The organism is Variovorax sp. RKNM96, from assembly GCF_017161115.1.
Classification (GTDB): Bacteria; Pseudomonadota; Gammaproteobacteria; order Burkholderiales; family Burkholderiaceae_C; genus Variovorax.
Window position 1 is genome coordinate 117,692 of sequence record NZ_CP046508.1, and the last position, 19,411, is coordinate 137,102.

The following is a 19,411-nucleotide window of genomic DNA, read 5'->3' on the forward strand; positions in this document are numbered from 1 at the left end:
ACATTGGGTGTCAAGCAATATAGTGCATATATGGTGTTTACCCTGAGCGCGCACAATCCCGGCAAAGAACGAGGACTTGCATGAACGAGCATGTAGACGCGGTGCTGGCCACCGCGCCAGAAAGCGGCAACGCCGCACCGGCCGGGGAGGCCAAGAATCCGCTGCTGGCCGCTCTGGGCGACCGCGTGCGCAACCTGCGTGCGCAGCGCGGCCTCACGCGCAAGGCGGTGGCGGTGGCGGCCGACGTGTCCGAGCGGCACCTGGCGAACCTGGAGTATGGCATCGGCAACGCGTCGATTCTGGTGCTGCAGCAGGTGGCCGGCGCGCTGCACTGCTCGCTGGCCGAGCTGGTCGGCGACATCACCACCAGTTCGCCCGAGTGGCTGCTTATCCGCGAACTGCTCGAGAACCGCAGCGAAACCGACCTGCGCCGCGTGCGCCTGGCGCTGGGCGAACTGCTGGGCACGGCCTCGGTCGATCCCGCGCGGCACCGCCGCATCGCGCTCGTGGGCCTGCGCGGCGCGGGCAAGTCGACGCTCGGGCAGATGCTGGCCGACGACCTAGACGTGCCCTTCGTGGAACTGAGCCGCGAAATCGAGAAGCTCGCCGGCTGCAGCGTGCGCGAGATCCACGACCTCTACGGCACCAATGCCTACCGCCGCTACGAGCGCCGCGCGCTCGAGGAGGCCGTACAGATCTACAGCGAGGTAGTGATCGCCACGCCGGGCGGCATCGTGTCCGACCCCGCCACCTTCAACGAGCTGCTCGCCCACTGCACCACCGTGTGGCTGCAGGCTGCGCCCGAGGAGCACATGGGCCGCGTGGCCGCACAGGGCGACACCCGCCCGATGGCGGCCAGCAAGGAAGCCATGGAAGACCTGCGCCGCATCCTGAACGGCCGGGCCGCCTTCTATTCGAAGGCAGACCTCTCGGTGGACACGAGTGGCAAGACGCTCGCGCAGAGCTTTCAGGTGCTGCGCGGGGTGGCCCGCCAATCGATCGGCCTGAGCGATTGAGCTGAAATCTGAAAAAAAGCACAACAGGCATTGACTTGCCTGTTTACATGCAGCATGATGCATGTTATCGGAACCAGAAGATGCATTATTCTTCCGGTTTGCATCTGCCTCACAGGAGACTTCCGTATGACCGACACCGCGACCCCCACTTCGCTCCAGGCGCCTACCCGCGTGGATTACCGCACCGAACCCGGCCAGTACCGCCACTGGTCCCTGAGCTTCGACGGCGCCATCGCCCGCCTGGTGCTCGACATCGCGGAAGACGGCGGCATCCGCCCCGGCTACAAGCTCAAGCTCAACAGCTACGACCTGGGCGTCGACATCGAGCTGAACGACGCGCTCAACCGCATCCGCTTCGAACACCCCGAAGTGCGCAGCGTGATCGTTACCAGCGGCAAGGACCGCATCTTCTGTTCGGGCGCCAACATCTTCATGCTGGGCGTCTCGGGCCATGCCTGGAAGGTCAACTTCTGCAAGTTCACCAACGAGACCCGCAACGGCATCGAAGACTCGTCGAAGCACTCGGGCCTGAAGTTCCTCGCGGCCGTGAACGGCGCCTGCGCCGGCGGCGGCTACGAACTGGCGCTGGCCTGCGACGAGATCCTGCTGGTGGACGACCGCTCTTCCGCCGTCTCGCTGCCCGAAGTGCCGCTGCTCGGCGTGCTGCCCGGCACCGGCGGCCTGACGCGCGTGACCGACAAGCGCCATGTGCGCCATGACCTCGCCGACATTTTCTGCACCAGCGTCGAAGGCGTGCGCGGCCAGCGCGCGGTCGAATGGCGCCTGGTCGATGCGGTGGCCAAGCCCGCGCAGTTCGCCGCCGCCGTGCAGGACCGCGCCTCGCAGCTCGCCGCCAACAGCGACCGTCCCGCGGGCGGCAAGGGCGTGGCGCTCACGCGCCTGGAACGCACCGACAGCGCCGACGGCATCGCGTATTCGCATGTGAACGTGCAGATCGATCGCAGCAAGCGCACGGCCACGATCACCGTGAAGGCGCCCACCGGCGCGCAGCCGGCCGACATCGCCGCGATCGAAGCCGCGGGCGCCGCCTGGTGGCCGCTCGCGATGTGCCGCGAACTGGACGACGCGATCCTCAACCTGCGCACCAACGAGCTCGATGTGGGCACCTGGCTGCTCAAGACCGAAGGCGATGCCGCCGCGGTGCTCGCCTCCGACGCCGTGATGTTCGCCAACAAGGACCACTGGTTGGTGCGCGAAACCATCGGCGCGCTGCGCCGCACGCTGGCGCGCCTCGATGTGTCGTCGCGCAGCCTGTTCGCGCTGGTCGAGGCCGGTTCGTGCTTCGCCGGAACGCTGGCCGAGCTGGCCTTTGCGGCCGACCGCACCTACATGCTCGCGCTGCCCGACGATGCCGAACGCGCACCCAAGCTCACGCTCGACGAATTCAACTTCGGCTTCTTCCCGATGGTGAACGACCAGAGCCGCCTGCAACGCCGCTTCTACGAAGAAGCCGCGCCGCTCGAGGCCGCGCGCGCCGCAGCCGGCAAGCCGCTCGATGCCGACGAGGCGCTCAAGCTCGGCCTGGTCACCGCGGCTCCCGACGACATCGACTGGGACGACGAGATCCGCATCGCCGTCGAAGAGCGCGCCGCCATGTCGCCCGACGCGCTCACCGGCCTCGAAGCCAACCTGCGCTTCGCGAGCAAGGAAAACATGGCCACCCGCATCTTCGGCCGGCTCACCGCCTGGCAGAACTGGATCTTCAACCGCCCCAACGCTGTCGGCGAGAAGGGTGCGCTCAAGGTCTACGGCACCGGCGAGAAGGCCGGCTTCGACATGAATCGCGTTTGAACTGGCAGCCCGTACAACCCAAGGAACAACGATGAGCACGATCAACTACAGCGAGAAGATCCCCAACAACGTCAACCTCGGCGAAGACCGCACGCTGCAGCGCGCGCTCGAAGGCTGGCAGCCCAACTTCATCAACTGGTGGGACGACGTGGGCCCCGAAGGCTCGACCAACCACGACGTGTACCTGCGCACCGCGGTGAGCGTCGACCCACAGGGCTGGGCCCAGTTCGGCCACGTGAAGATGCGTGACTACCGCTGGGGCATTTTCCTGAACCCGGGCGATGCGAACCGCGAGATCCACTTCGGCGACCACAAGGGCGAGAAGGCCTGGCAAGACGTGCCCGGCGAGCACCGCGCCAACCTGCGCCGCATCATCGTGACGCAGGGCGACACCGAGCCTGCGTCGGTCGAGCAGCAGCGCCACCTGGGCCTCACGGCGCCGTCGATGTACGACCTGCGCAACCTGTTTCAGATCAACGTCGAAGAAGGCCGCCACCTGTGGGCGATGGTCTACCTGCTGCAGAAGCACTTCGGCCGCGACGGCCGCGAAGAGGCCGATGCGCTCCTGCAGCGCACCTCGGGCGACGAGAACAACCCGCGCATCCTGGGCGCCTTCAACGAACGCACGCCCGACTGGCTCGCGTTCTTCATGTTCACCTACTTCACCGACCGCGACGGCAAGTTCCAGCTCTCGGCGCTGGCCGAGAGCGCGTTCGATCCGCTCGCGCGCACCACGAAGTTCATGCTGACCGAAGAGGCGCACCACATGTTCGTGGGCGAGAGTGGCGTGTCGCGCGTGATCGCGCGCACCGCGCAGGTGATGAACGAGCTGAAGACCGACGACGTGCAGAAGATTCGCGCCGCGGGCTGCATCGACCTGGGCACGATTCAGCGCTACCTGAACTTCCACTACAGCGTGACCATCGACCTGTTCGGCGCCGACCAGTCGAGCAACGCGGCCATCTTCTACAGCTCGGGCCTGAAGGGCCGCTACGAAGAAGGCAAGCGCACGGACGATCACATCCTCAAGGGCCAGACCTACAAGGTGCTCGAGGTGAAGGACGGCCAGCTCGTGGAGAAGGACGTGCCGATGCTCAACGCGCTGAACGAAGTGCTGCGCGACGACTTCATCAAGGACTCGGTGGCCGGCGTCGGCCGCTGGAACAAGGTGCTGGAAAAAGCCGGCATCCCCACCCGCCTGGTCGTGCCGCACAAGGCCTTCAACCGCCAGATCGGCGCGCTCGCCGGCATCAAGATGTCGCCCGAAGGCCGCGTGGTGAACGAGATCGAATGGGCCGCCAAGCGCGACGAATTGCTGCCCAGTTCCGAAGACTTCGCTTTCGTGGCATCGTTGATGGGCCGCGTGGTGGAGCCGGGCAAGTTTGCAGGCTGGATCTCGCCGCCGGTGATGGGCATCAATCGCCAGCCCGTCGACTTCGAGTACGTGCGCTTCGGCTGAGCGCCTGGATATGAATCCCTCGTCCCCACGGCGAGGGGATGGAGAACAACATGGACATGGCCGTTGAAGCCGGGGTCATCAAGCAGCACCTGATCGACCCCGAGATCTGCATCCGCTGCAACACCTGCGAGGCCACCTGCCCCGTCAATGCGATCACGCACGACGACAACAACTACGTCGTGCGCGCCGACATCTGCAATGGCTGCATGGCCTGCATCTCGCCGTGCCCGACGGGCTCCATCGACAACTGGCGCACGATGCCGCTGGTGCGCGCGTACACGATCGAAGAACAGCTCACCTGGGAAGAACTGCCGGCGGAACTGACGCCCGAAGAACTCGAAGCCGCGGGTGTTTCCGCCGATGCGGGCGATGAAGCTGCAGCACCCGCTGCGACGGCGCCGATGCAGGTCGCCACGGTCGAGTCCGTCGAGACCATCTTCAATTCCGCGCAGTACGGCGCCACCGTGCCCCCGTGGTCGGCCGCGCATGCGTACACCAACCTGTTCCCGCCGAAGATGCCGACGACCGCGACCGTGGTCGGCAACTTCAACTGCACCGAAGCCGGCTTCGACAGCGAGACGCACCACATCGTGCTCGACTTCGGCGTGGTGCCGTTCCCAGTGCTCGAAGGCCAGTCGATCGGCATCGTGCCGCCGGGCGTCGATGCCATCGGCAAGCGCCACCATGCGCGCCAGTACTCGGTGGCGAGCCCCCGCAACGGCGAGCGGCCGGGCTACAACAACGTCTCGCTCACCGTGAAGCGCGTGACCGAGGACCACCAGGGCGACCCGGTGCTCGGCGTGTGCTCCAACTACGTGTGCGACCTGAAGGTGGGCGACACCGTGCAGGTGGTGGGGCCCTTCGGCGCCTCGTTCCTGATGCCGAACCACCCCAAGTCGCACATCGTGATGATCTGCACCGGCACCGGCAGCGCACCGATGCGCGCGATGACCGAGTGGCGCCGGCGCCTGCGCAAGAGCGGCAAGTTCGAAGGCGGCAAGCTCATGCTGTTCTTCGGCGCGCGCACGCAGCAGGAGCTGCCGTACTTCGGTCCGCTGCAGTCCCTGCCCAAGGACTTCATCGACATCAACCTGGCGTTCTCGCGCACGCCGGGGAGCCCCAAGCGCTATGTGCAGGACCTGATGCGCGAGCGCGCCGCTGACCTGGCCGCGCTGCTCAAGGACGGCAGCAGCCACTTCTACGTGTGCGGCTTGAAGAGCATGGAAGAGGGCGTGGTGCTCGCGCTGCGCGACGTGGCGACGGAAGCGGGGCTCGACTGGGACACGGTCGGCGCTTCGCTCAAACGCGAAGGCCGCCTGCACCTCGAAACCTACTAAGCTGCGGCGGATGCTGTTCGCCGACTTCCATGCAGGCCAGGTCATCGAGGCCGGACCCTACGTGCTCACCGAAGCCGAGCTGGTGCAGTTCGCCAAGGCGTACGACCCGCAGTGGTTTCACACCGACGCGGAGGCCGCGGCGGACAGCGCCTTCGGCGGACTCATTGCGAGCGGCTGGCACACCTGCTCGATCGCGATGCGCCTGGTGGTCGAGGCGGCACTGAAGGGCTCGGAGTCTTTTGCGTCGCCGGGGCTCGAGCATGTGCGCTGGCCCAACCCCGTGCGCCCTGGCGATGCCTTGCGGCTCGTGGCCGACGTGATCGAGGTGCGGCGCTCCGAGAAGCGGCCGACGCTCGGCATCCTGCGCTGGCAGTGGCGGCTCTTCAACCAGCGCGATCTGATGGTGCTCGACGCGGAGGTCACGAGCCTTTTCAGGCTCGAAGTGTCCGGCTGAGACGCGAAGAAAAGCCCGCAACGCGCGAGCGCTGCGGGCTTGTGCCCATGAGGCGTGGTTACTTCGTGATGTCGACTGCGCTCGAGCCCTTGGCCTTGCCGTTGGCCTTCGCGCCCACGCCGGTGCCCGATGATGGCTTCACCGCGCCGCCCGCCGAGCCGACCGCACCGGTCGCGCCGCCCACGGTGTTCGTGAGGCCACCTGTAGCGCCTGTTGCCGCGCCGGTCGCACCGCCCACGGCGCCCGTGGCACCGCCGACCGTGCTGGTCGCGTTGCCCACGGCACCTGTCGCGCCGCCGACCACGCCACCGACCGTGTTGCCCAGGCCGCCCGCTGCGTTGCCGGCACCGCCATTGGCCGATGTGCCTGCACCCGCTGCGGCGCCGGTGCTTGCGCCTGCCCCTGCGCTGCCTTGCGCCGGTGCGGCCTTGACCGTGCCCGATGTATTCACATCGGCATTCACGCCCACGCCGACTCCAACGCCCTGTGCCTGAGCGAAACCGCTCATGGCAAGAAGGCCTGCGAGCAAGGCGCCGACGAAGATGGATTTGTGTTGTTGTTGCTTCATGGTGACTGTTCCTTTCGTTTGAATGGTCACTGACAAGAACCGGCTTTGGGCCAGTTCGGTCGCTACCGTGACCACCTCGCACCATGTCGCCGTGTGCGGGGGCTTCGCTCTCGCTTGTGGGACGTGTCCGTCGTCGGGAATGGAAGCTCGTGCGTTAGGGCGTCGCTCTGTGTCAGGGGGCTTTTCGCGTGGTGCCGACCTTTCTCCGGGCATGGTCAAAACGAGCCTTCTCCGGCGCCGACGATTTCATGCAACCAATAATGTTGCATGAAACGAGACAGCAAGCTTTCCGGCGTTCTCCACGTGCTGCTGCACATGGCCGAGATGGACGGGCCCATCACCTCCGAGGCGCTCGCGGCGGCGATGCACACCAATCCGGTGGTGGTGCGCCGGCTCATGGCGGGCCTGCGGCAGGCGGGCTTCGTGAGTTCGGCCAAGGGCCACGGCGGCGGCTGGGTGCTGTCGTGCTCGCTGTCGCGCGTGACGCTGGGCGACATCCACAACGCCGTCGGCGCGCCCGCGCTGCTGGCCATGGGCAATCGCACCGAGAGCCCCGGCTGCATCGTGGAGCAGGCGGTGAATGCGGCGCTCGACGATGCCTTCGATGCGGCCGAGGCCCTGCTGCTCAAGCGTTTCAACAGCATCACGCTGGCCGATCTCTCGAAAGACTTTCATCGCCGCATGACAGGCGGCGGCTTCACCCAGAAGGACATCGAACATGCGCTATGACGCTCTTGTCGTGGGCGGCAGCTTTGCCGGCCTCTCCGCTGCCATGCAGCTCGCGCGCGCACGCAAGAACGTGTGCGTGGTCGATGCAGGCGCGCCGCGCAACCGCTTCGCCGCCGCGGCGCACGGCTTCTTCGGCCAGGACGGCGTGCCGCCGCTGAAGATGATTGCCGACGCACGCGCGAAGCTCCTGGCCTATCCCAACGTCACCTTCATCGAAGGCCGCGTGGCGAGCGCGCAGGCCGATGGCGCGGGCGGGTTCGTCGCATCGCTCGACAGCGACTTGCAACTCTCGGCCGGCCAGCTCCTGCTGGCCTTCGGCGTGCAGGACGGCTTTCCCGACGGCATCTCCGGCGTGCGCGAACGCTGGGGCACCAGCGTGCTGCACTGCCCCTATTGCCACGGCTATGAATTCAGCGGCCGAAGGCTCGGCATTCTGATCGAAGCGCCGCACCCGCCCGACCACGCGATGCTGATCGCCGAGTGGGGGCCGGCGACGCTCTTCCTGAACGGCAACAACACGGTGGACGACGAGGCGCGCGCCAGGCTGCAGGCGCGCGGCGTGGCCATCGAGCCCGGCCGCATCGCCGCGCTGGAGGGGCCGGCAAAGGACCTGTCCGGCATTCGCCTCGAAGACGGCCGCATCGTGCCGGTAGACGCGCTGTTCATGGTTCCCCGCACGCGTCCTTCGAGTCCTATCGCCGAAGAGTTGGGTTGCGCCTTCGACGACGGCCCGGCCGGCCCGGTGATCCGCATCGATGCGATGAAGATGACCACCGTGCCCGGCGTGTTCGCCGCGGGCGATGCCGCCATGCCGATGCACAACGCCACGCTGGCCTCGGCCGATGGTGTGATGGCCGGCACGTCGATGCATCGGGCCATGGTGTTTGGCACTTGACCCCACTTTTTTCTCGGGCTCGGGAAAAACGGGCTCCGAGCCCTCTATAATTCGACGCTCGAAATGCGGGAATAGCTCAGTTGGTAGAGCGCAACCTTGCCAAGGTTGAGGTCGAGAGTTCGAGACTCTTTTCCCGCTCCACATTTCATGCAAAAGGCCACCTCACCGGTGGCCTTTTCTTTTGCGCCGCGTTGGACGCGTGCTCAGCCCTTCGCCGGCAACACCGTGCCGCGGCTCTCGCCGAACCCGATGCGCGCATGCCCCGGCTTCTCGCACCAGCCGCGCAGCAGCACCGCGTCGCCATCCTCGATGAATGCGCGCTGCTCGCCATTCGCCAGCGCCACGGGGCTCTGCCCCGCACGCGCCAGTTCGATGATCGCGCCGGCCTCGCCTGGGCCCGGCCCCGAGATCGTCCCGCTGCCGAACAGGTCGCCCGGATTCAGCTTGCAGCCGCCCATGGTGTGGTGCGCCACCATCTGCGCCACGCTCCAGTACTGGTGTTTGAAGCTCGTGCGCGACAGGCGCGAAGGCCCGCTCTTGTCATCGCGCGCCTTCCCGCTTTCGAGCCAGACCTCCAGGCTGATGTCGATCGCGCCGCTCTCGCGGTTCGCCTTGCTCTCCAGGTAGGCCAGTGGCTGGGGCTCGTCGGCCGGCCGCGTCCAGGCCTGGCGGTAGGGCGCGAGCGCCTCCATCGTCACGATCCACGGCGAGATGGTGGTCGCGAAATTCTTCGCGAGGAAAGGCCCGAGCGGCGCCATCTCCCAGAACTGGATGTCGCGCGCCGACCAGTCGTTGAGCAGGCAGATGCCGAAGATGTGTTCCTCGGCGCGTTCGAGCGGAATCGGCTCGCCGGCCGCATTGCCCTCGCCGATCCACACGCCGAGTTCGAGTTCGTAGTCGAGCCGGGCGCACGCGTGGTACGTGGGCGCCTTCGCGCCCGGTGCCAACGTCTGCCCCATCGGACGGTGAAAGCGCTGCCCGCTCACGCCGATGGTCGAGACCCGCCCGTGGTACGCCGTCGGAATCCAGCGGAAGTTCGGCGTGACATCGCCTTCGGGATTGAACAGGCGCGTGATGTTCAGCGCATGGTCGATCGATGTGTAGAAGTCGGTGTAGTCGCCGATGCGCGCGGGCACGGTGTATTCGACGTCGGTTTGCGGCACCAGGCACTTGCGCAGGTCGTCCACCGTCACAACGGGCGCATCGCTTCGCAGCAGCGCGAAGACTGCATGGCGCAGGGCCTGCCAGGCGGTGGGCCCGAGCGCGAAGAAATCATTGAGGGCGGGCAGGGCGGCGACCCGCGCCGCATCGAGCGCGAGCCCGTCGACATGCGAGCCTGCGGCCAGCGCCGCGAGGTCGAGCACCTGGTCGCCGATGGCCACGCCGCCGCGAAACGGCTCGGGGCTGCCGATGCGGCGGAACTCCGCATACGGCAGGTTCTGGATCGGGAAATCAGTACCGGCCGCGTTGGCGGTGTCGACCCAACTGCGGGCCCCGGCGTCGTGCGTGTGGTTGAGTTCGATCATGGCTGTGGATTTCCTTCGTTCAGACCGATGCCATCAGCGCGTCGTCGAAGATCGCAACCGCACGCGTCCAGCCCGCCGAAGCGCCGCGGATCTTGTGCGGGAAGCAGCTGATGAAGAAGCCCGTCGGCGGCAGCACTTCCAGGTTGTGCAGCTTCTCGATGTGGCAGTAGCCGATGTCGCGGCCGGCCTTGTGGCCTTCCCAGATCAACGAGGCGTCGTGCGTCTCGCCGTACTTCTTGGCGGTGTGCACGAAGGGCGCGTCCCAGCTCCATGCATCGGTGCCGGTGAGGCGCACGCCGCGCTCGAGCAGATACATCGTCGCTTCGTAGCCCATGCCCGCGCCGGCCGAAACATAGTCGTTGTTGCCGTAGCGGGAGCCCGCGCGCGTGTTGACCACCACGATCTCCAGCGGACTCAGCGTGTGGCCGATGCGCTTCAATTCGGCCTCGACGTCGTCCGCCGTGACCACATAGCCATCGGCGAAGTGGCGAAAGTCGAGCTTCACACCCGGCTGGAAACACCATTCGAGCGGCACGTCGTGGATGGCGATGGCGGGCTTCTTCTCGCCGAGCGCCTTGTCCATGGTCGAGTGGAAGTGATAGGGCGCGTCGAGGTGCGTGCCGTTGTGCGTGGACAGCTGCACCAGTTCCACGGCCCAGCCTTCGCCGTCGGGCAGGTCCTCTTTCTTCAAACCGGGGAAGAAGGGCTCGATCTGCTCGTAGGTCTGCTCGTGCGTGAAGTACTGGATCTTCGGCGCGAAGGCGGGCGGGTCGGAGAGCACATCGTTTTCTAGAAAGATCGAAAGGTCGACGAATTTGCGCGGCATGGCGAGACTCCTTGTGGGGTGTGTTTGTGTTGGCGTGAAGGAAGAAAAGAAAGGATCGATCAGGGTTGCTGCCAGCGCAGCAGCCGTTTCTCGGCGAGGGCAAGCAGCGCATTGCTCACGAAGCCGATGAGTCCGAGCAGCACGATGCCGGCGAAGAGGTCGCTGGCGCGGAAGGCGCGCGCGGCCAGCAGGATGGCCTGCCCCAAGCCGCTCTGCGAGGCAATCATTTCGCCGACCACCGCGACGATGAGCGCAATGGTCAGCGCCAGGCGCATGCCGGCCAGGATGTCGGGCATCGCGTTGGGCAGGCCCATCTTCCAGATGTACGCGGCACGCGACATCTGCAGGCAGCGCGCCACTTCCGCCAGACGCGGCTCCACGGCCGCAAAGCCATGCACCGTGGCCAGCAGCACCGGCCACATCGCGCCGAACGCGACCACGAACAGCACCATGCCGGGGTTGAGCCCGAAGATCGAAATGGCGAGCGGCAGCAACGCCGATGCGGGCAGCGGGCGGATGAATTCGAGCGTCGGTTGCACCCATGCACGCACCGCGGGCGACACGCCGATGGCCGCGCCCAGCACCACGCCGAACAGCGAGGCCAGCAGCCAGCCTTCGACCATGCGGCCGATCGTGGCCTGCGTGAAGGCGAGCAGTTCGCCATTGCCTGAATCGCCGGAGAGGTTGAGCCCTTCGAGCAGGCTCGCGAAGGTGGCCTGCGGCGTCGGAAGGAACACGCGGCTCACCCAGCCCGCGTTGCTCGCGACCCACCAGAGCGCGACGAGTGCGCACAGCACGGCGAACGAGCCGAGCCAGTGCAGGCCAGAGGGCGCGCGGTCGTTGCCGTTCATGGCATCACCCCCATTCGACGCGCGACCGCGCGCTGCAGCAGCACCATGCCCGCGTTGACCGCGAAGCCCACCGCGCCGATCCAGCCGAGCCACGCGAGCATCAGCGCGGGGTCGAAGCTCTGCTGCGCGATCATCATCGCGTAGCCCATGCCGTTGGGGTTGGCGGCGATCTCCACCGTCACGGCCACCACCAGCGCCACCGCCACGCCGAGGCGCAGCGCGACGAACAGGCGCGGCACGATCGCCGGCAGCACGATCTTGAACGCACGCTCGCGCGCCGAGAGACCGAGCACGCGGCTCACTTCGAGCAGGCGCGGTTCGATCTGCTGCACCGCCGACTGCACCAGCACCAGCAGCGGCCAGAAAGTGGCGAAGGCGACGATGGCCAGCTCCATGCGCACACCGAAACCGAAGGCCAGCATCGCGAGCGGAATCAGCGCGACCGAGGGCACGGGCCGCAGCACCTCGATGGAGACCGAGCCCAGCTGCGCGGCGCGGCGCGAGAGACCGAGCACGAGGCCCAGCGCGATGCCGAGCACCGCGCCGATCAGCAAGCCGAGCGCCGCAGTGCCGAGCGTGAAGCCGGTGGCCTGCCAGAGCGAGCCGTCGAGCGCCGCGCCGACAAAAGCCTTGGCGGCGGCGCTGGGCGGCGCGAGCGCATCGCTGCCCAGCGCTGCTGCGCGCCGCGCGTACCACTCGAAGGCGCCGACCAGCACCGCGGGAAACACCCACGGCCGCAGCCAGCGAAAGACGCGGCCTTCAGTCATGGCCTTGCTCGATGAAGGCGAACAGCTCACGCCGCAACTGCAGGTAGTCCGGATGCTCCTTGGTCGTGAGCTGGTCGCGCGGGCGCGGGATCTTCACGTCGATCATTCGCGCGAGGCTCGGCCGTCCGGGGCCGGGATTGGCCTGCAGCGCGATCACGCGGTCGCCGAGATAGATGGCTTCTTCGAGATCGTGCGTGACGAACAGCACCGTGAGCCCGTCGTCGCGCACCAGCCGCGCGAGCTCGTCCTGCAGGCTCTGGCGGGTGAGCGCATCGAGCGCGCCGAAAGGCTCGTCCATCATCATGAGTTCGGGCTTCTGTGCGAGGCAGCGTGCGATCTGTGCGCGCTGTTGCATGCCGCCCGAGAGCTGCACCGGAAACTTCTGCGCATGCTTCGCGAGTCCGACCTTGCCAAGCACATCCGCGATGCGCGGCGCGCGTTCGGCGGCGGGCACGCCGGCCGCTTCGAGCGCAAGGCTCACGTTGCCTTCCACCGTTCGCCACGGCAGTAGCGCGCGGCCGTAGTCCTGGAACACGAAGGCCACTTCGCGCGAAGGCTCGGTCATCTTCACGCCGTTGCGGCGCACTTCGCCGGCGCTCGCGGTGACGAGCCCGCTGGCCGCGCGCAGCAGCGTGGTCTTGCCGCAGCCGCTCGGGCCCACGATGCAGACGAACTCGCCGCGTGCCACGTCGAACGAGGTGGGCGACAGGATCTCGCGCCCGCCGAGCCGGATGGTCACGCCGTCGAAGCGCAGGAAAGGGGTGGCAGGCATCGTGGAACTTGCCGGCGAACGCGCGGCGCTCACGGAAAGTGCGGCGCGTGCGGTGATCGGGGCGGGCGAGGAAATCATCTGGCGATCAGCTTCGCAACGTCGATGTTGGTCTTGAGCATGTCCTGCTCCTTCATGAGCCCGGTCCAGTAGCCCAGCTGCTTGTCGGTGACGACCGGGCCCGGTGGCGAGACTTGTATCTTGGCCAGCACTTCGGGCGGCAGCTTGATGTATTTGCCGATGGCTGCGCGCACCTTCGCATCGTTCTTCGCCTGCTGCATGAAGCCGCCGGACTCGACCAGCGCTTCGCGAAAGGCGCGCGCCGTCGCCGGATTCTTCGCGACCCACTCGCGCTTGGCCGCATGCACGATGGTCTGGTTGTTCTCTGGCAGGAAGGTCGAGTAGTAGGAGGCCACGTAGCCGGCACCGCTCTCGGTGATGCGGCTCATGAACGGATCGGCCGACACCACCGCATCCACCGAGCCGCCGCGCAGCAGGTCCGCGTGCTGCGGGAACGAGGCCTCGACGAAGTTGACCTTGCGGTAGTCCACGCCGCTGTCTTTCAGCCATGCGCGGAAGGTCACGTGCAGGAACGCACCGAGCCCCGGCACGCCGATCTTCTTGCCCACGCAGTCCTGCGGGCTCTTGATGCCCGAGCCCGCGCGCGCCACCAGGCCGAAGCCGGTGAAGGTCTTGGAGGTGAGGCCGCCGCCGGCCACCAGCACCAGGTCGAGCCCGCCGTCCACCGCCTGCAGGAACACCGAGGGCGTGGGGCCGCCGATCTGCAGCGAATCCGATTGCAGCGCCGCCGGGATCGTGGAGTTCAACGGGATGAACTTGAGTTCCACGTCGAGCCCGCGCTTCTTGAAGTAGCCCTCTTCGGCCGCCACGAAGACAGAGGCGAAGTCGGTCACGGCCGTATAGCCGAACACGATCTTCGGATGGGACTGCTGCGCGCGCGAAGGCAGCGCGGCGGCGGCCGATGCGGCCGCGAGCGCCGACAGCAGGGTGCGTCGTTTCATCATGTCTTCTGTCTCCGGGTGGGGGTCTTCTGTGTACGCGGGGTCTTGGGCCTGGGCAGCGCGGCGCGCAGGCCGCCGACGATGAAGTTCACCAGCATCGGCGCCACGGCGGGGTCGGCGCGCTTGTTCTCGCCGCGCGAGAGCCGTTCGATGCGGCTGTCGTTCAGGTGGTGCAGCAGCGCGCCGAGCGCGAACTGGTAGCCCCACGCGACCTGTGCGCGCGTGGCGTGCGGCAGCGCTACGTGCAGCGCATCGATGTAGGCGGCGGCCAGCGGATCGAAGTAGCCGCGCAGCACGCGGTCGGCTTCCTCGGTCGCGTGATAGAGCTCGCGTGCCACCAGCAGCGCGTAGTACTCGCCCTCCGAACTCGCGCGCAACGCGAGCACGGGCGCGGTGAAGGCTTCGATGATGCGCGGCAGCGTGTGCGCGTCGTCGGGGTTGTTGTCCACGTCCGCGAGACGTGTGAGCCGCTCCTCGATGGTGTGGCTCCAGTGCTCGAAGATGGCATGGAAGAGTTCGTGCTTCGGCCCGAAGTAGTAGCCCACCAGCGCGAGCGGCACGCCGGCTTCTTCCGCGATCTGCCGGATCGTCACCGGGTGGTAGCCGTGCTGCGCGAACAGCTTCTCTGCGGCCAGCAGGATGGCCTGGCGGCGGTCGGGCCGGCCGGCTTCGGCGGTGATGGCCGCGGCACGCGGGGCATTGCGTCTGGCGGTCGGGGTGCGGGTGTTCATGGGGGCATATTGAACGCTTGTACAAAAATGTTGAACACGCGTACAAACCCTGAGGTCAACCCTCATTGAGCACGGTCGTTCGCGGCGCTACGCTCGGTTCATGCCCGCTCCCAACATCCCCCAGATCCGCCTCTATCAAAACTGGCTGCGCGACCAGCGCGGCCTGTCGTTCGACACCTACGACGCGCTGTGGCGCTGGTCCGTCACCGACCTCGATGCCTTCTGGCAAAGCATCTGGGACTACGCCGACCTGCAGTCGCCCACGCCGCACACCGCGGTGCTCGCCGAGTCGCGCATGCCCGGTGCGCGATGGTTCCCCGGTGCGCAGGTCAACTACACGCGCGAGGTGCTGCGCCATGCCGATGCGGCGCACGCCGCCGGCATGCCGGCCATCGTGAGCGACAACGAACTCGGCGAAGTGCGCGAGCTGTCGTGGCCCGAGATGCGCCGCCAGGTCGCCGCGGTCGCGCTCACGCTGAAGTCGCTCGGCGTGCAGCGCGGCGACCGTGTGGCGGCCTACATGCCCAACGTGCCCGAGACCATGGTCGCGTTCCTCGCGTGCTCCAGCATCGGCGCGATCTGGAGCGTGTGCGCGCCCGACATGGGCACGGCCGCGGTGGCCGATCGCTTCCGCCAGATCGAGCCCAAGGTGCTGATCGCCGTCGACGGCGTGCACTACGGCGGCAAGCCGCTCGACCGCAGCGCCGTCCTGCAGGAACTGCGCGCCCAGTTGCCGAGCGTGAAGAAGCTGCTACTCGTGAAGACGCCCTTCGCCGCGAGCCCCGTCGCGCACGACGTCGACTGGACCGAGGCCACCGCGCGCAACGACACCGAGGTCGCCGCCTTCGAACCCGAATGGCTGCCCTTCGACCATCCGATCTGGATCGTCTATTCGAGCGGCACCACGGGCCTGCCCAAGCCCATCGTGCATGGGCAGGGCGGCATCCTCCTGACGATGCACGCCTGCGGCCTGCACAACGACGTGGGCGCGAGCTACGGCGCCAACAACTTCGGCGAGCGCTACCACTGGTACAGCTCCACCGGCTGGGTGATGTGGAATTCGCAGCTCTCGGGCATGGCCTTCGGCGCGACCATCTGCATCTACGACGGCAACCCGGCGGCCAGCAAGGAGAAGCCCGACTGGAGCGTGCTGTGGCGCTTCGTCGCGCGGCACAAGGTCACCTTCTTCGGCGCGGGCGCGGCCTACTTCACCAACTGCATGAAGGCCGGCATCGTTGCGAAGGAGTGCGGCGATCTCTCGCGCGTGCGTGCGCTCGGCAGCACCGGCTCGCCGCTGCCCGACGAGGTGCAGCGCTGGGGCTCGCAGCAGATCCTCGATGCGGGCTCGAAGGAGGTCTGGTGGTGCAACATCTCCGGCGGCACCGACTTCTGCGGCGCCTTCGTCGGCGGCAACCGCGAGCTGCCCGAGGTGCCGGGCCAGATGCAGTGCCGCGAGCTCGGCCACGCCGTCGAGGCGTGGAACGAGCAGGGCCAGCCGGTCATCGGCGAGGTCGGTGAGCTGGTCTGCACCAAGGCCATTCCGTCGATGCCGCTCTACTTCTGGGGCGACGAGGGCAACGCGCGCTACGTGTCGAGCTACTTCGACACCTACCCCGGTGTCTGGCGCCACGGCGACTGGATCAAGATCGGCGAGGACGGCGGCTGCATCATCTACGGCCGCAGCGACGCGACCATCAACCGCCAGGGTTTGCGCATGGGCACCAGCGAGATCTACAGCGCGGTCGAGGGCCTGCCCGAGGTGCTCGACTCGATGGTGGTCGATCTCGAATACCTGGGCCGCGACAGCTACATGCCGCTCTTCGTGGTGCTGCGCCCTGGCATCGCGCTCGACGAGGCGATGCGCACCCGCCTCAACAACGCGATCAAGACCTCGCTCTCGCCGCGCTTCGTGCCCAACGACATCTTCCAGGTCGCCGAGATTCCGCGCACGCTCTCGGGCAAGAAGCAGGAGCTGCCGATCAAGAAGCTGCTGCTGGGCCAGCCGATCGAGAAGGTGGTGAACCGCGAGGCGATGGCAAATCCCGGCAGCTTGGATTGGTATGTGGCTTTTGCCGCCGAGCGTGCCTCCGCATAATGGGCCGGATGAAAAGACGCACCAGCCTTCTCCTGCTTTCCGCCGCGGCCGGCGCTTCGTTGCTGAGCGCCTGCGCATCGCCATCGCCCACATCCAAACCCGCGACGCCCGTTGCCTCGTCGCTGCGCGTGAGCGGCACGGTGACATATCGCGAACGCATCGCGCTCGATCCTGCGGCCGAGGTCGTGGTCCAGCTGCTCGACGTGTCGCGCATGGACGCACCTTCGGTCACGCTCGCCGAGCAGCGCATCAAGGCCAACGGCAAGCAGCCGCCTTTCGCCTACGAGCTCACGGTCGATGCCGCCCGCATCGATCCGCGCATGCGCTACGCGGTGTCGGCGCGCATCCTGCGCAGCGGGCAGCTGCTGTTCATCAACGACACGCAGTACCCGGTGCTCACGCAGGGCAGCGGCGCTACCGCCGACCTGGTGCTGGTGCGCGTCACACCGTCGCCGCGCTGAACGACGTTCAAGGCTTCATCAGCTCGTAGAGCACCATGCGCGTCTGCCGGCCGCGCAGCTCCACCAGCTCCTCGATGCGGCGCGTGCCGAGGCGCTCCTTCAGGCCCGCGAAGGTGTCTTCCGACACCAGCGTCTGCGTCCCCAACTGCTTGTTGATGCCTTCGATGCGGCTCGCCACGTTGATGACGTCGCCGAACGCGGTGTACGACAGCCGGTCGTTCGAGCCCAGCACCCCCGCGATCACCACGCCGGTGTGGATGCCGATGCGGGTGCGGAACTCGGGCAGAGCCCGGGCGCGCCACTTGTTGTTGAGATCGGCCATCTGCGCATGCAGCTGCAGCGCGGCCAGGCAGGCGCGGTACTCCGCGTCCTTCAGGTCCGCGGGCGCACCCCACAGCACCATGATGCCGTCGCCGATGAACTTGTCGACCACGCCACCGTAGCGTGCGAACACGCCGGTCGCGAGGTTGAAGTACTCCGTCAGCATGCCCACCAGCACGTCGATGGGCAGCGACTCCGAGATCGAGGTGAAGCCCTCCACGTCGGTGAACATCACCGTCACGCGGCGCGACGCGCCGTTGGGCGCGAGCGAATGCCCTTCGGCCACGAGCTGGTTGATCACGTCCACCGGCACGAACTTGCTGAATGCCTTGAGGCTGCGCGCCGAGTCGTCCAGCGCCTGGTCCAGGTGCTGTATCTCCAGTACGCGGCTGGGCTCGCGCGGCAGGTTGTCCAGCTCCAGGAGACCGATGCGGCGCGCGATGCGCGAGAGGTTCTCCACCGGCGATGTCACCAGCTTGGAGAGCTTGAGCGACATGAAAAGCGCCAGCGCCAGGAACACCAGCGCCAGCAGCAGCCCCCAGAGCACCGCGCGGCGCAGGTCGCCCAGCACCATGTCCTCGGGCACCCAGCTCACCAGTTCCCAGCCCGTGGACGGGATCAGCGAGGTCTGCACGAGGTAGCGCTTGCCGTCGAAGTCGACGGAGAAGGTCGCATCGCTGTTGCCGTCCGTGGTGCCATCGGCGGCCGTGTGTTCGTGCATTTGCGTGTGCAGCGCGCCGAGGACGCCTGTGGGCGGCTCCAGCCGGTGCAGCACGCCCGGCGTGTCGCTGCGCGCGAGCACCTGGTGGTCTGCACTCAACAGGGCGCTGTGGCCATAGCCGTTGCTGCTGAAGAGCCGCACGAACTCCGACAGGCGCCCGAGCGACACGTCGCCCGCCACCACCAGCGCCTTCGGGCCGCCCTCGGTGTAGCGGCGCTCGCTCGGCTCCGCATAGGTCACGCCCAATTCCTGCGCGGCGGCGAACACATAGGGCTGCGTCCATATCGGCCCCTGCATCTTGTTGGCCTGCCGGAACCAGCTGCGGGCGGTCGGGTTGTAGCTGCTGCGAAAGGACTCGATGCGCTGCGTGGCAAAGCGCTGCTGCGCGTCCAGCTCCGCCCCGAGGGGCCGCTTGTACTGCCAGGTCTCGGTGGTGAATTCCGCGCCGAGCGCGATGTGCCGGATCGCGGGCACCGGATAGCGCAGCGCCATCAGCATCTGGCCGCTTTCGTTGGCCACGTACAGGCTGTCGAGTTCGGGGGACTGCTGCAGCAGTGTCCAGAGCAGCTCGGCGGTGCGATCGACGTGTTCGCCCGCGGGACTCAGGCTCGGCGCGCTGGCGATGGCGCCGACCACCGACTCGGCCTTCGCCAGGAAGGCGAGCACCTTGTCCTCGGTCCGGTCGTGGGCGGCCCGGTGCGCGGAGGTGCCGATGTTCGACACCAGCCGCTGCGAGCCCCAGTAGCCGAGCGAGACCAGCAGCAGCGACTGGGCCAGCGCGACCGCGCTGACGATGGTGCCCACGTCGACCCTGAAATGGCGCGAGCGCCGGGGTGGGGCTTCGGGCCCGGCGGCCGGCGGCGTGCGCACGCCGGCGGATTCAAACGGCGGCTTTTCCGCCACATCCGGAGATCCGGACGAGTTCATGTTCATACAGCTCCCTGTCGACCACTCGAGCACATCCGCTGCGGGTCGGCCGCGGATCGGCACCAGGATTGCCCGCCGTTCCGATCGTTGGGTGTCGGAAATTCTGGCGGGCGCGCCTGGCGCG

At 67.4% G+C, this 19,411-nt stretch carries 18 protein-coding genes and 1 tRNA gene; 10 read left to right on the forward strand and 9 right to left on the reverse strand.

What is annotated here, in order from left to right; all coding sequences use genetic code 11:
- Window positions 1–80: 80 nt before the first annotated feature.
- From GNX71_RS00590 to GNX71_RS00610, 5 genes are all read left to right on the forward strand, one after another.
- Window positions 81–1,016, forward strand: coding sequence for a helix-turn-helix transcriptional regulator (locus GNX71_RS00590; RefSeq protein WP_206176531.1), 936 nt, complete (start codon window positions 81–83; stop codon window positions 1,014–1,016).
- Window positions 1,017–1,142: 126 nt separating this feature from the next.
- Window positions 1,143–2,828, forward strand: a complete 1,686-nt coding sequence (boxC, locus tag GNX71_RS00595) for a 2,3-epoxybenzoyl-CoA dihydrolase (protein ID WP_206176532.1) — start codon at window positions 1,143–1,145, stop codon at window positions 2,826–2,828.
- 31 nt (window positions 2,829–2,859) lie between these two features.
- The gene (gene boxB, locus GNX71_RS00600; RefSeq protein ID WP_206176533.1) at window positions 2,860–4,287 is read left to right on the forward strand and encodes a benzoyl-CoA 2,3-epoxidase subunit BoxB; all 1,428 of its coding nucleotides are present in this window, start codon (window positions 2,860–2,862) and stop codon (window positions 4,285–4,287) included.
- A gap of 50 nt (window positions 4,288–4,337) precedes the next feature.
- Window positions 4,338–5,624, forward strand: coding sequence for a benzoyl-CoA 2,3-epoxidase subunit BoxA (gene boxA / locus GNX71_RS00605; RefSeq protein ID WP_206176534.1), 1,287 nt, complete (start codon window positions 4,338–4,340; stop codon window positions 5,622–5,624).
- Between the two features lie 10 nt (window positions 5,625–5,634).
- Window positions 5,635–6,078: a MaoC family dehydratase gene (locus tag GNX71_RS00610; RefSeq protein WP_206176535.1), complete on the forward strand. Its 444-nt coding sequence runs from the start codon at window positions 5,635–5,637 to the stop codon at window positions 6,076–6,078.
- A gap of 58 nt (window positions 6,079–6,136) precedes the next feature.
- Here GNX71_RS00610 and GNX71_RS00615 read toward each other — a convergent pair whose 3' ends face one another.
- The gene (locus GNX71_RS00615; RefSeq protein ID WP_206176536.1) at window positions 6,137–6,646 is read right to left on the reverse strand and encodes an adhesin; all 510 of its coding nucleotides are present in this window, start codon (window positions 6,644–6,646) and stop codon (window positions 6,137–6,139) included.
- A gap of 267 nt (window positions 6,647–6,913) precedes the next feature.
- Between GNX71_RS00615 and GNX71_RS00620 the strand changes: the two genes are divergently transcribed.
- The 3 genes from GNX71_RS00620 (at window position 6,914) to GNX71_RS00630 (ending at window position 8,411) form a co-directional block, all read left to right on the forward strand.
- Window positions 6,914–7,375 carry an Rrf2 family transcriptional regulator gene (locus GNX71_RS00620; protein ID WP_206176537.1) on the forward strand — a complete coding sequence of 154 codons (462 nt, stop codon included), beginning with the start codon at window positions 6,914–6,916 and terminating at the stop codon, window positions 7,373–7,375.
- Window positions 7,365–8,270 carry an NAD(P)/FAD-dependent oxidoreductase gene (locus tag GNX71_RS00625; RefSeq protein ID WP_206176538.1) on the forward strand — a complete coding sequence of 302 codons (906 nt, stop codon included), beginning with the start codon at window positions 7,365–7,367 and terminating at the stop codon, window positions 8,268–8,270. Before GNX71_RS00620 ends, GNX71_RS00625 begins: the two co-directional genes overlap by 11 nt.
- Before the next feature lie 65 nt (window positions 8,271–8,335).
- Window positions 8,336–8,411, forward strand: a tRNA-Gly gene (locus GNX71_RS00630).
- 62 nt (window positions 8,412–8,473) lie between these two features.
- Here GNX71_RS00630 and fahA read toward each other — a convergent pair.
- The 7 genes from fahA to GNX71_RS00665 are packed head-to-tail and all read right to left on the reverse strand — an operon-like array spanning window position 8,474 to window position 14,762.
- Window positions 8,474–9,796, reverse strand: a complete 1,323-nt coding sequence (gene fahA / locus GNX71_RS00635) for a fumarylacetoacetase (RefSeq protein ID WP_206176539.1) — start codon at window positions 9,794–9,796, stop codon at window positions 8,474–8,476.
- Window positions 9,797–9,815: 19 nt separating this feature from the next.
- Window positions 9,816–10,622, reverse strand: a complete 807-nt coding sequence (locus GNX71_RS00640; RefSeq protein ID WP_206176540.1) for a cyclase family protein — start codon at window positions 10,620–10,622, stop codon at window positions 9,816–9,818.
- A gap of 59 nt (window positions 10,623–10,681) precedes the next feature.
- Window positions 10,682–11,473, reverse strand: a complete 792-nt coding sequence (locus GNX71_RS00645) for an ABC transporter permease (protein ID WP_206176541.1) — start codon at window positions 11,471–11,473, stop codon at window positions 10,682–10,684.
- Window positions 11,470–12,240 (reverse strand): ABC transporter permease subunit, encoded by a 771-nt coding sequence (locus GNX71_RS00650; RefSeq protein WP_206176542.1) that lies wholly within the window; start codon window positions 12,238–12,240, stop codon window positions 11,470–11,472. The genes GNX71_RS00645 and GNX71_RS00650 overlap by 4 nt, the downstream gene beginning before the upstream one ends.
- Entirely contained in the window at window positions 12,233–13,090 is an 858-nt protein-coding gene (locus GNX71_RS00655) for an ABC transporter ATP-binding protein (protein WP_206176543.1), read from the reverse strand. The genes GNX71_RS00650 and GNX71_RS00655 overlap by 8 nt, the downstream gene beginning before the upstream one ends.
- On the reverse strand, window positions 13,087–14,034 hold the full coding sequence (locus GNX71_RS00660; RefSeq protein ID WP_206176544.1) for an ABC transporter substrate-binding protein: 948 nt from the start codon (window positions 14,032–14,034) through the stop codon (window positions 13,087–13,089). The genes GNX71_RS00655 and GNX71_RS00660 overlap by 4 nt, the downstream gene beginning before the upstream one ends.
- On the reverse strand, window positions 14,031–14,762 hold the full coding sequence (locus GNX71_RS00665) for a TetR/AcrR family transcriptional regulator (RefSeq protein ID WP_206176545.1): 732 nt from the start codon (window positions 14,760–14,762) through the stop codon (window positions 14,031–14,033). Before GNX71_RS00665 ends, GNX71_RS00660 begins: the two co-directional genes overlap by 4 nt.
- A 100-nt stretch (window positions 14,763–14,862) precedes the next feature.
- Between GNX71_RS00665 and GNX71_RS00670 the strand changes: the two genes are divergently transcribed.
- Window positions 14,863–16,857 carry an acetoacetate--CoA ligase gene (locus tag GNX71_RS00670; RefSeq protein WP_206176546.1) on the forward strand — a complete coding sequence of 665 codons (1,995 nt, stop codon included), beginning with the start codon at window positions 14,863–14,865 and terminating at the stop codon, window positions 16,855–16,857.
- Between the two features lie 8 nt (window positions 16,858–16,865).
- The gene (locus GNX71_RS00675) at window positions 16,866–17,318 is read left to right on the forward strand and encodes a YbaY family lipoprotein (protein WP_241027124.1); all 453 of its coding nucleotides are present in this window, start codon (window positions 16,866–16,868) and stop codon (window positions 17,316–17,318) included.
- A 7-nt stretch (window positions 17,319–17,325) separates the two neighbouring features.
- Here GNX71_RS00675 and GNX71_RS00680 read toward each other — a convergent pair whose 3' ends face one another.
- Window positions 17,326–19,293 (reverse strand): adenylate/guanylate cyclase domain-containing protein, encoded by a 1,968-nt coding sequence (locus GNX71_RS00680; RefSeq protein ID WP_206176548.1) that lies wholly within the window; start codon window positions 19,291–19,293, stop codon window positions 17,326–17,328.
- Window positions 19,294–19,411: the final 118 nt, after the last annotated feature.

Bases quoted from the DNA above. Each gene is read 5' to 3' on its own strand.
- boxA (WP_206176534.1), top strand. From the start codon at position 4,338: ATGGACATGGCCGTTGAAGCCGGGGTCATCAAGCAGCACCTGATCGAC.
- GNX71_RS00610 (WP_206176535.1), top strand. From the start codon at position 5,635: ATGCTGTTCGCCGACTTCCATGCAGGCCAGGTCATCGAGGCCGGACCC.
- GNX71_RS00680 (WP_206176548.1), bottom strand. From the start codon at position 19,293: ATGAACATGAACTCGTCCGGATCTCCGGATGTGGCGGAAAAGCCGCCG.
- GNX71_RS00660 (WP_206176544.1), bottom strand. From the start codon at position 14,034: ATGATGAAACGACGCACCCTGCTGTCGGCGCTCGCGGCCGCATCGGCC.
- GNX71_RS00655 (WP_206176543.1), bottom strand. From the start codon at position 13,090: ATGATTTCCTCGCCCGCCCCGATCACCGCACGCGCCGCACTTTCCGTG.
- GNX71_RS00675 (WP_241027124.1), top strand. From the start codon at position 16,866: ATGAAAAGACGCACCAGCCTTCTCCTGCTTTCCGCCGCGGCCGGCGCT.
- fahA (WP_206176539.1), bottom strand. From the start codon at position 9,796: ATGATCGAACTCAACCACACGCACGACGCCGGGGCCCGCAGTTGGGTC.
- GNX71_RS00625 (WP_206176538.1), top strand. From the start codon at position 7,365: ATGCGCTATGACGCTCTTGTCGTGGGCGGCAGCTTTGCCGGCCTCTCC.
- GNX71_RS00665 (WP_206176545.1), bottom strand. From the start codon at position 14,762: ATGAACACCCGCACCCCGACCGCCAGACGCAATGCCCCGCGTGCCGCG.
- GNX71_RS00615 (WP_206176536.1), bottom strand. From the start codon at position 6,646: ATGAAGCAACAACAACACAAATCCATCTTCGTCGGCGCCTTGCTCGCA.
- GNX71_RS00640 (WP_206176540.1), bottom strand. From the start codon at position 10,622: ATGCCGCGCAAATTCGTCGACCTTTCGATCTTTCTAGAAAACGATGTG.
- GNX71_RS00645 (WP_206176541.1), bottom strand. From the start codon at position 11,473: ATGAACGGCAACGACCGCGCGCCCTCTGGCCTGCACTGGCTCGGCTCG.
- GNX71_RS00590 (WP_206176531.1), top strand. From the start codon at position 81: ATGAACGAGCATGTAGACGCGGTGCTGGCCACCGCGCCAGAAAGCGGC.
- boxC (WP_206176532.1), top strand. From the start codon at position 1,143: ATGACCGACACCGCGACCCCCACTTCGCTCCAGGCGCCTACCCGCGTG.
- GNX71_RS00670 (WP_206176546.1), top strand. From the start codon at position 14,863: ATGCCCGCTCCCAACATCCCCCAGATCCGCCTCTATCAAAACTGGCTG.
- GNX71_RS00650 (WP_206176542.1), bottom strand. From the start codon at position 12,240: ATGACTGAAGGCCGCGTCTTTCGCTGGCTGCGGCCGTGGGTGTTTCCC.
- GNX71_RS00620 (WP_206176537.1), top strand. From the start codon at position 6,914: ATGAAACGAGACAGCAAGCTTTCCGGCGTTCTCCACGTGCTGCTGCAC.
- boxB (WP_206176533.1), top strand. From the start codon at position 2,860: ATGAGCACGATCAACTACAGCGAGAAGATCCCCAACAACGTCAACCTC.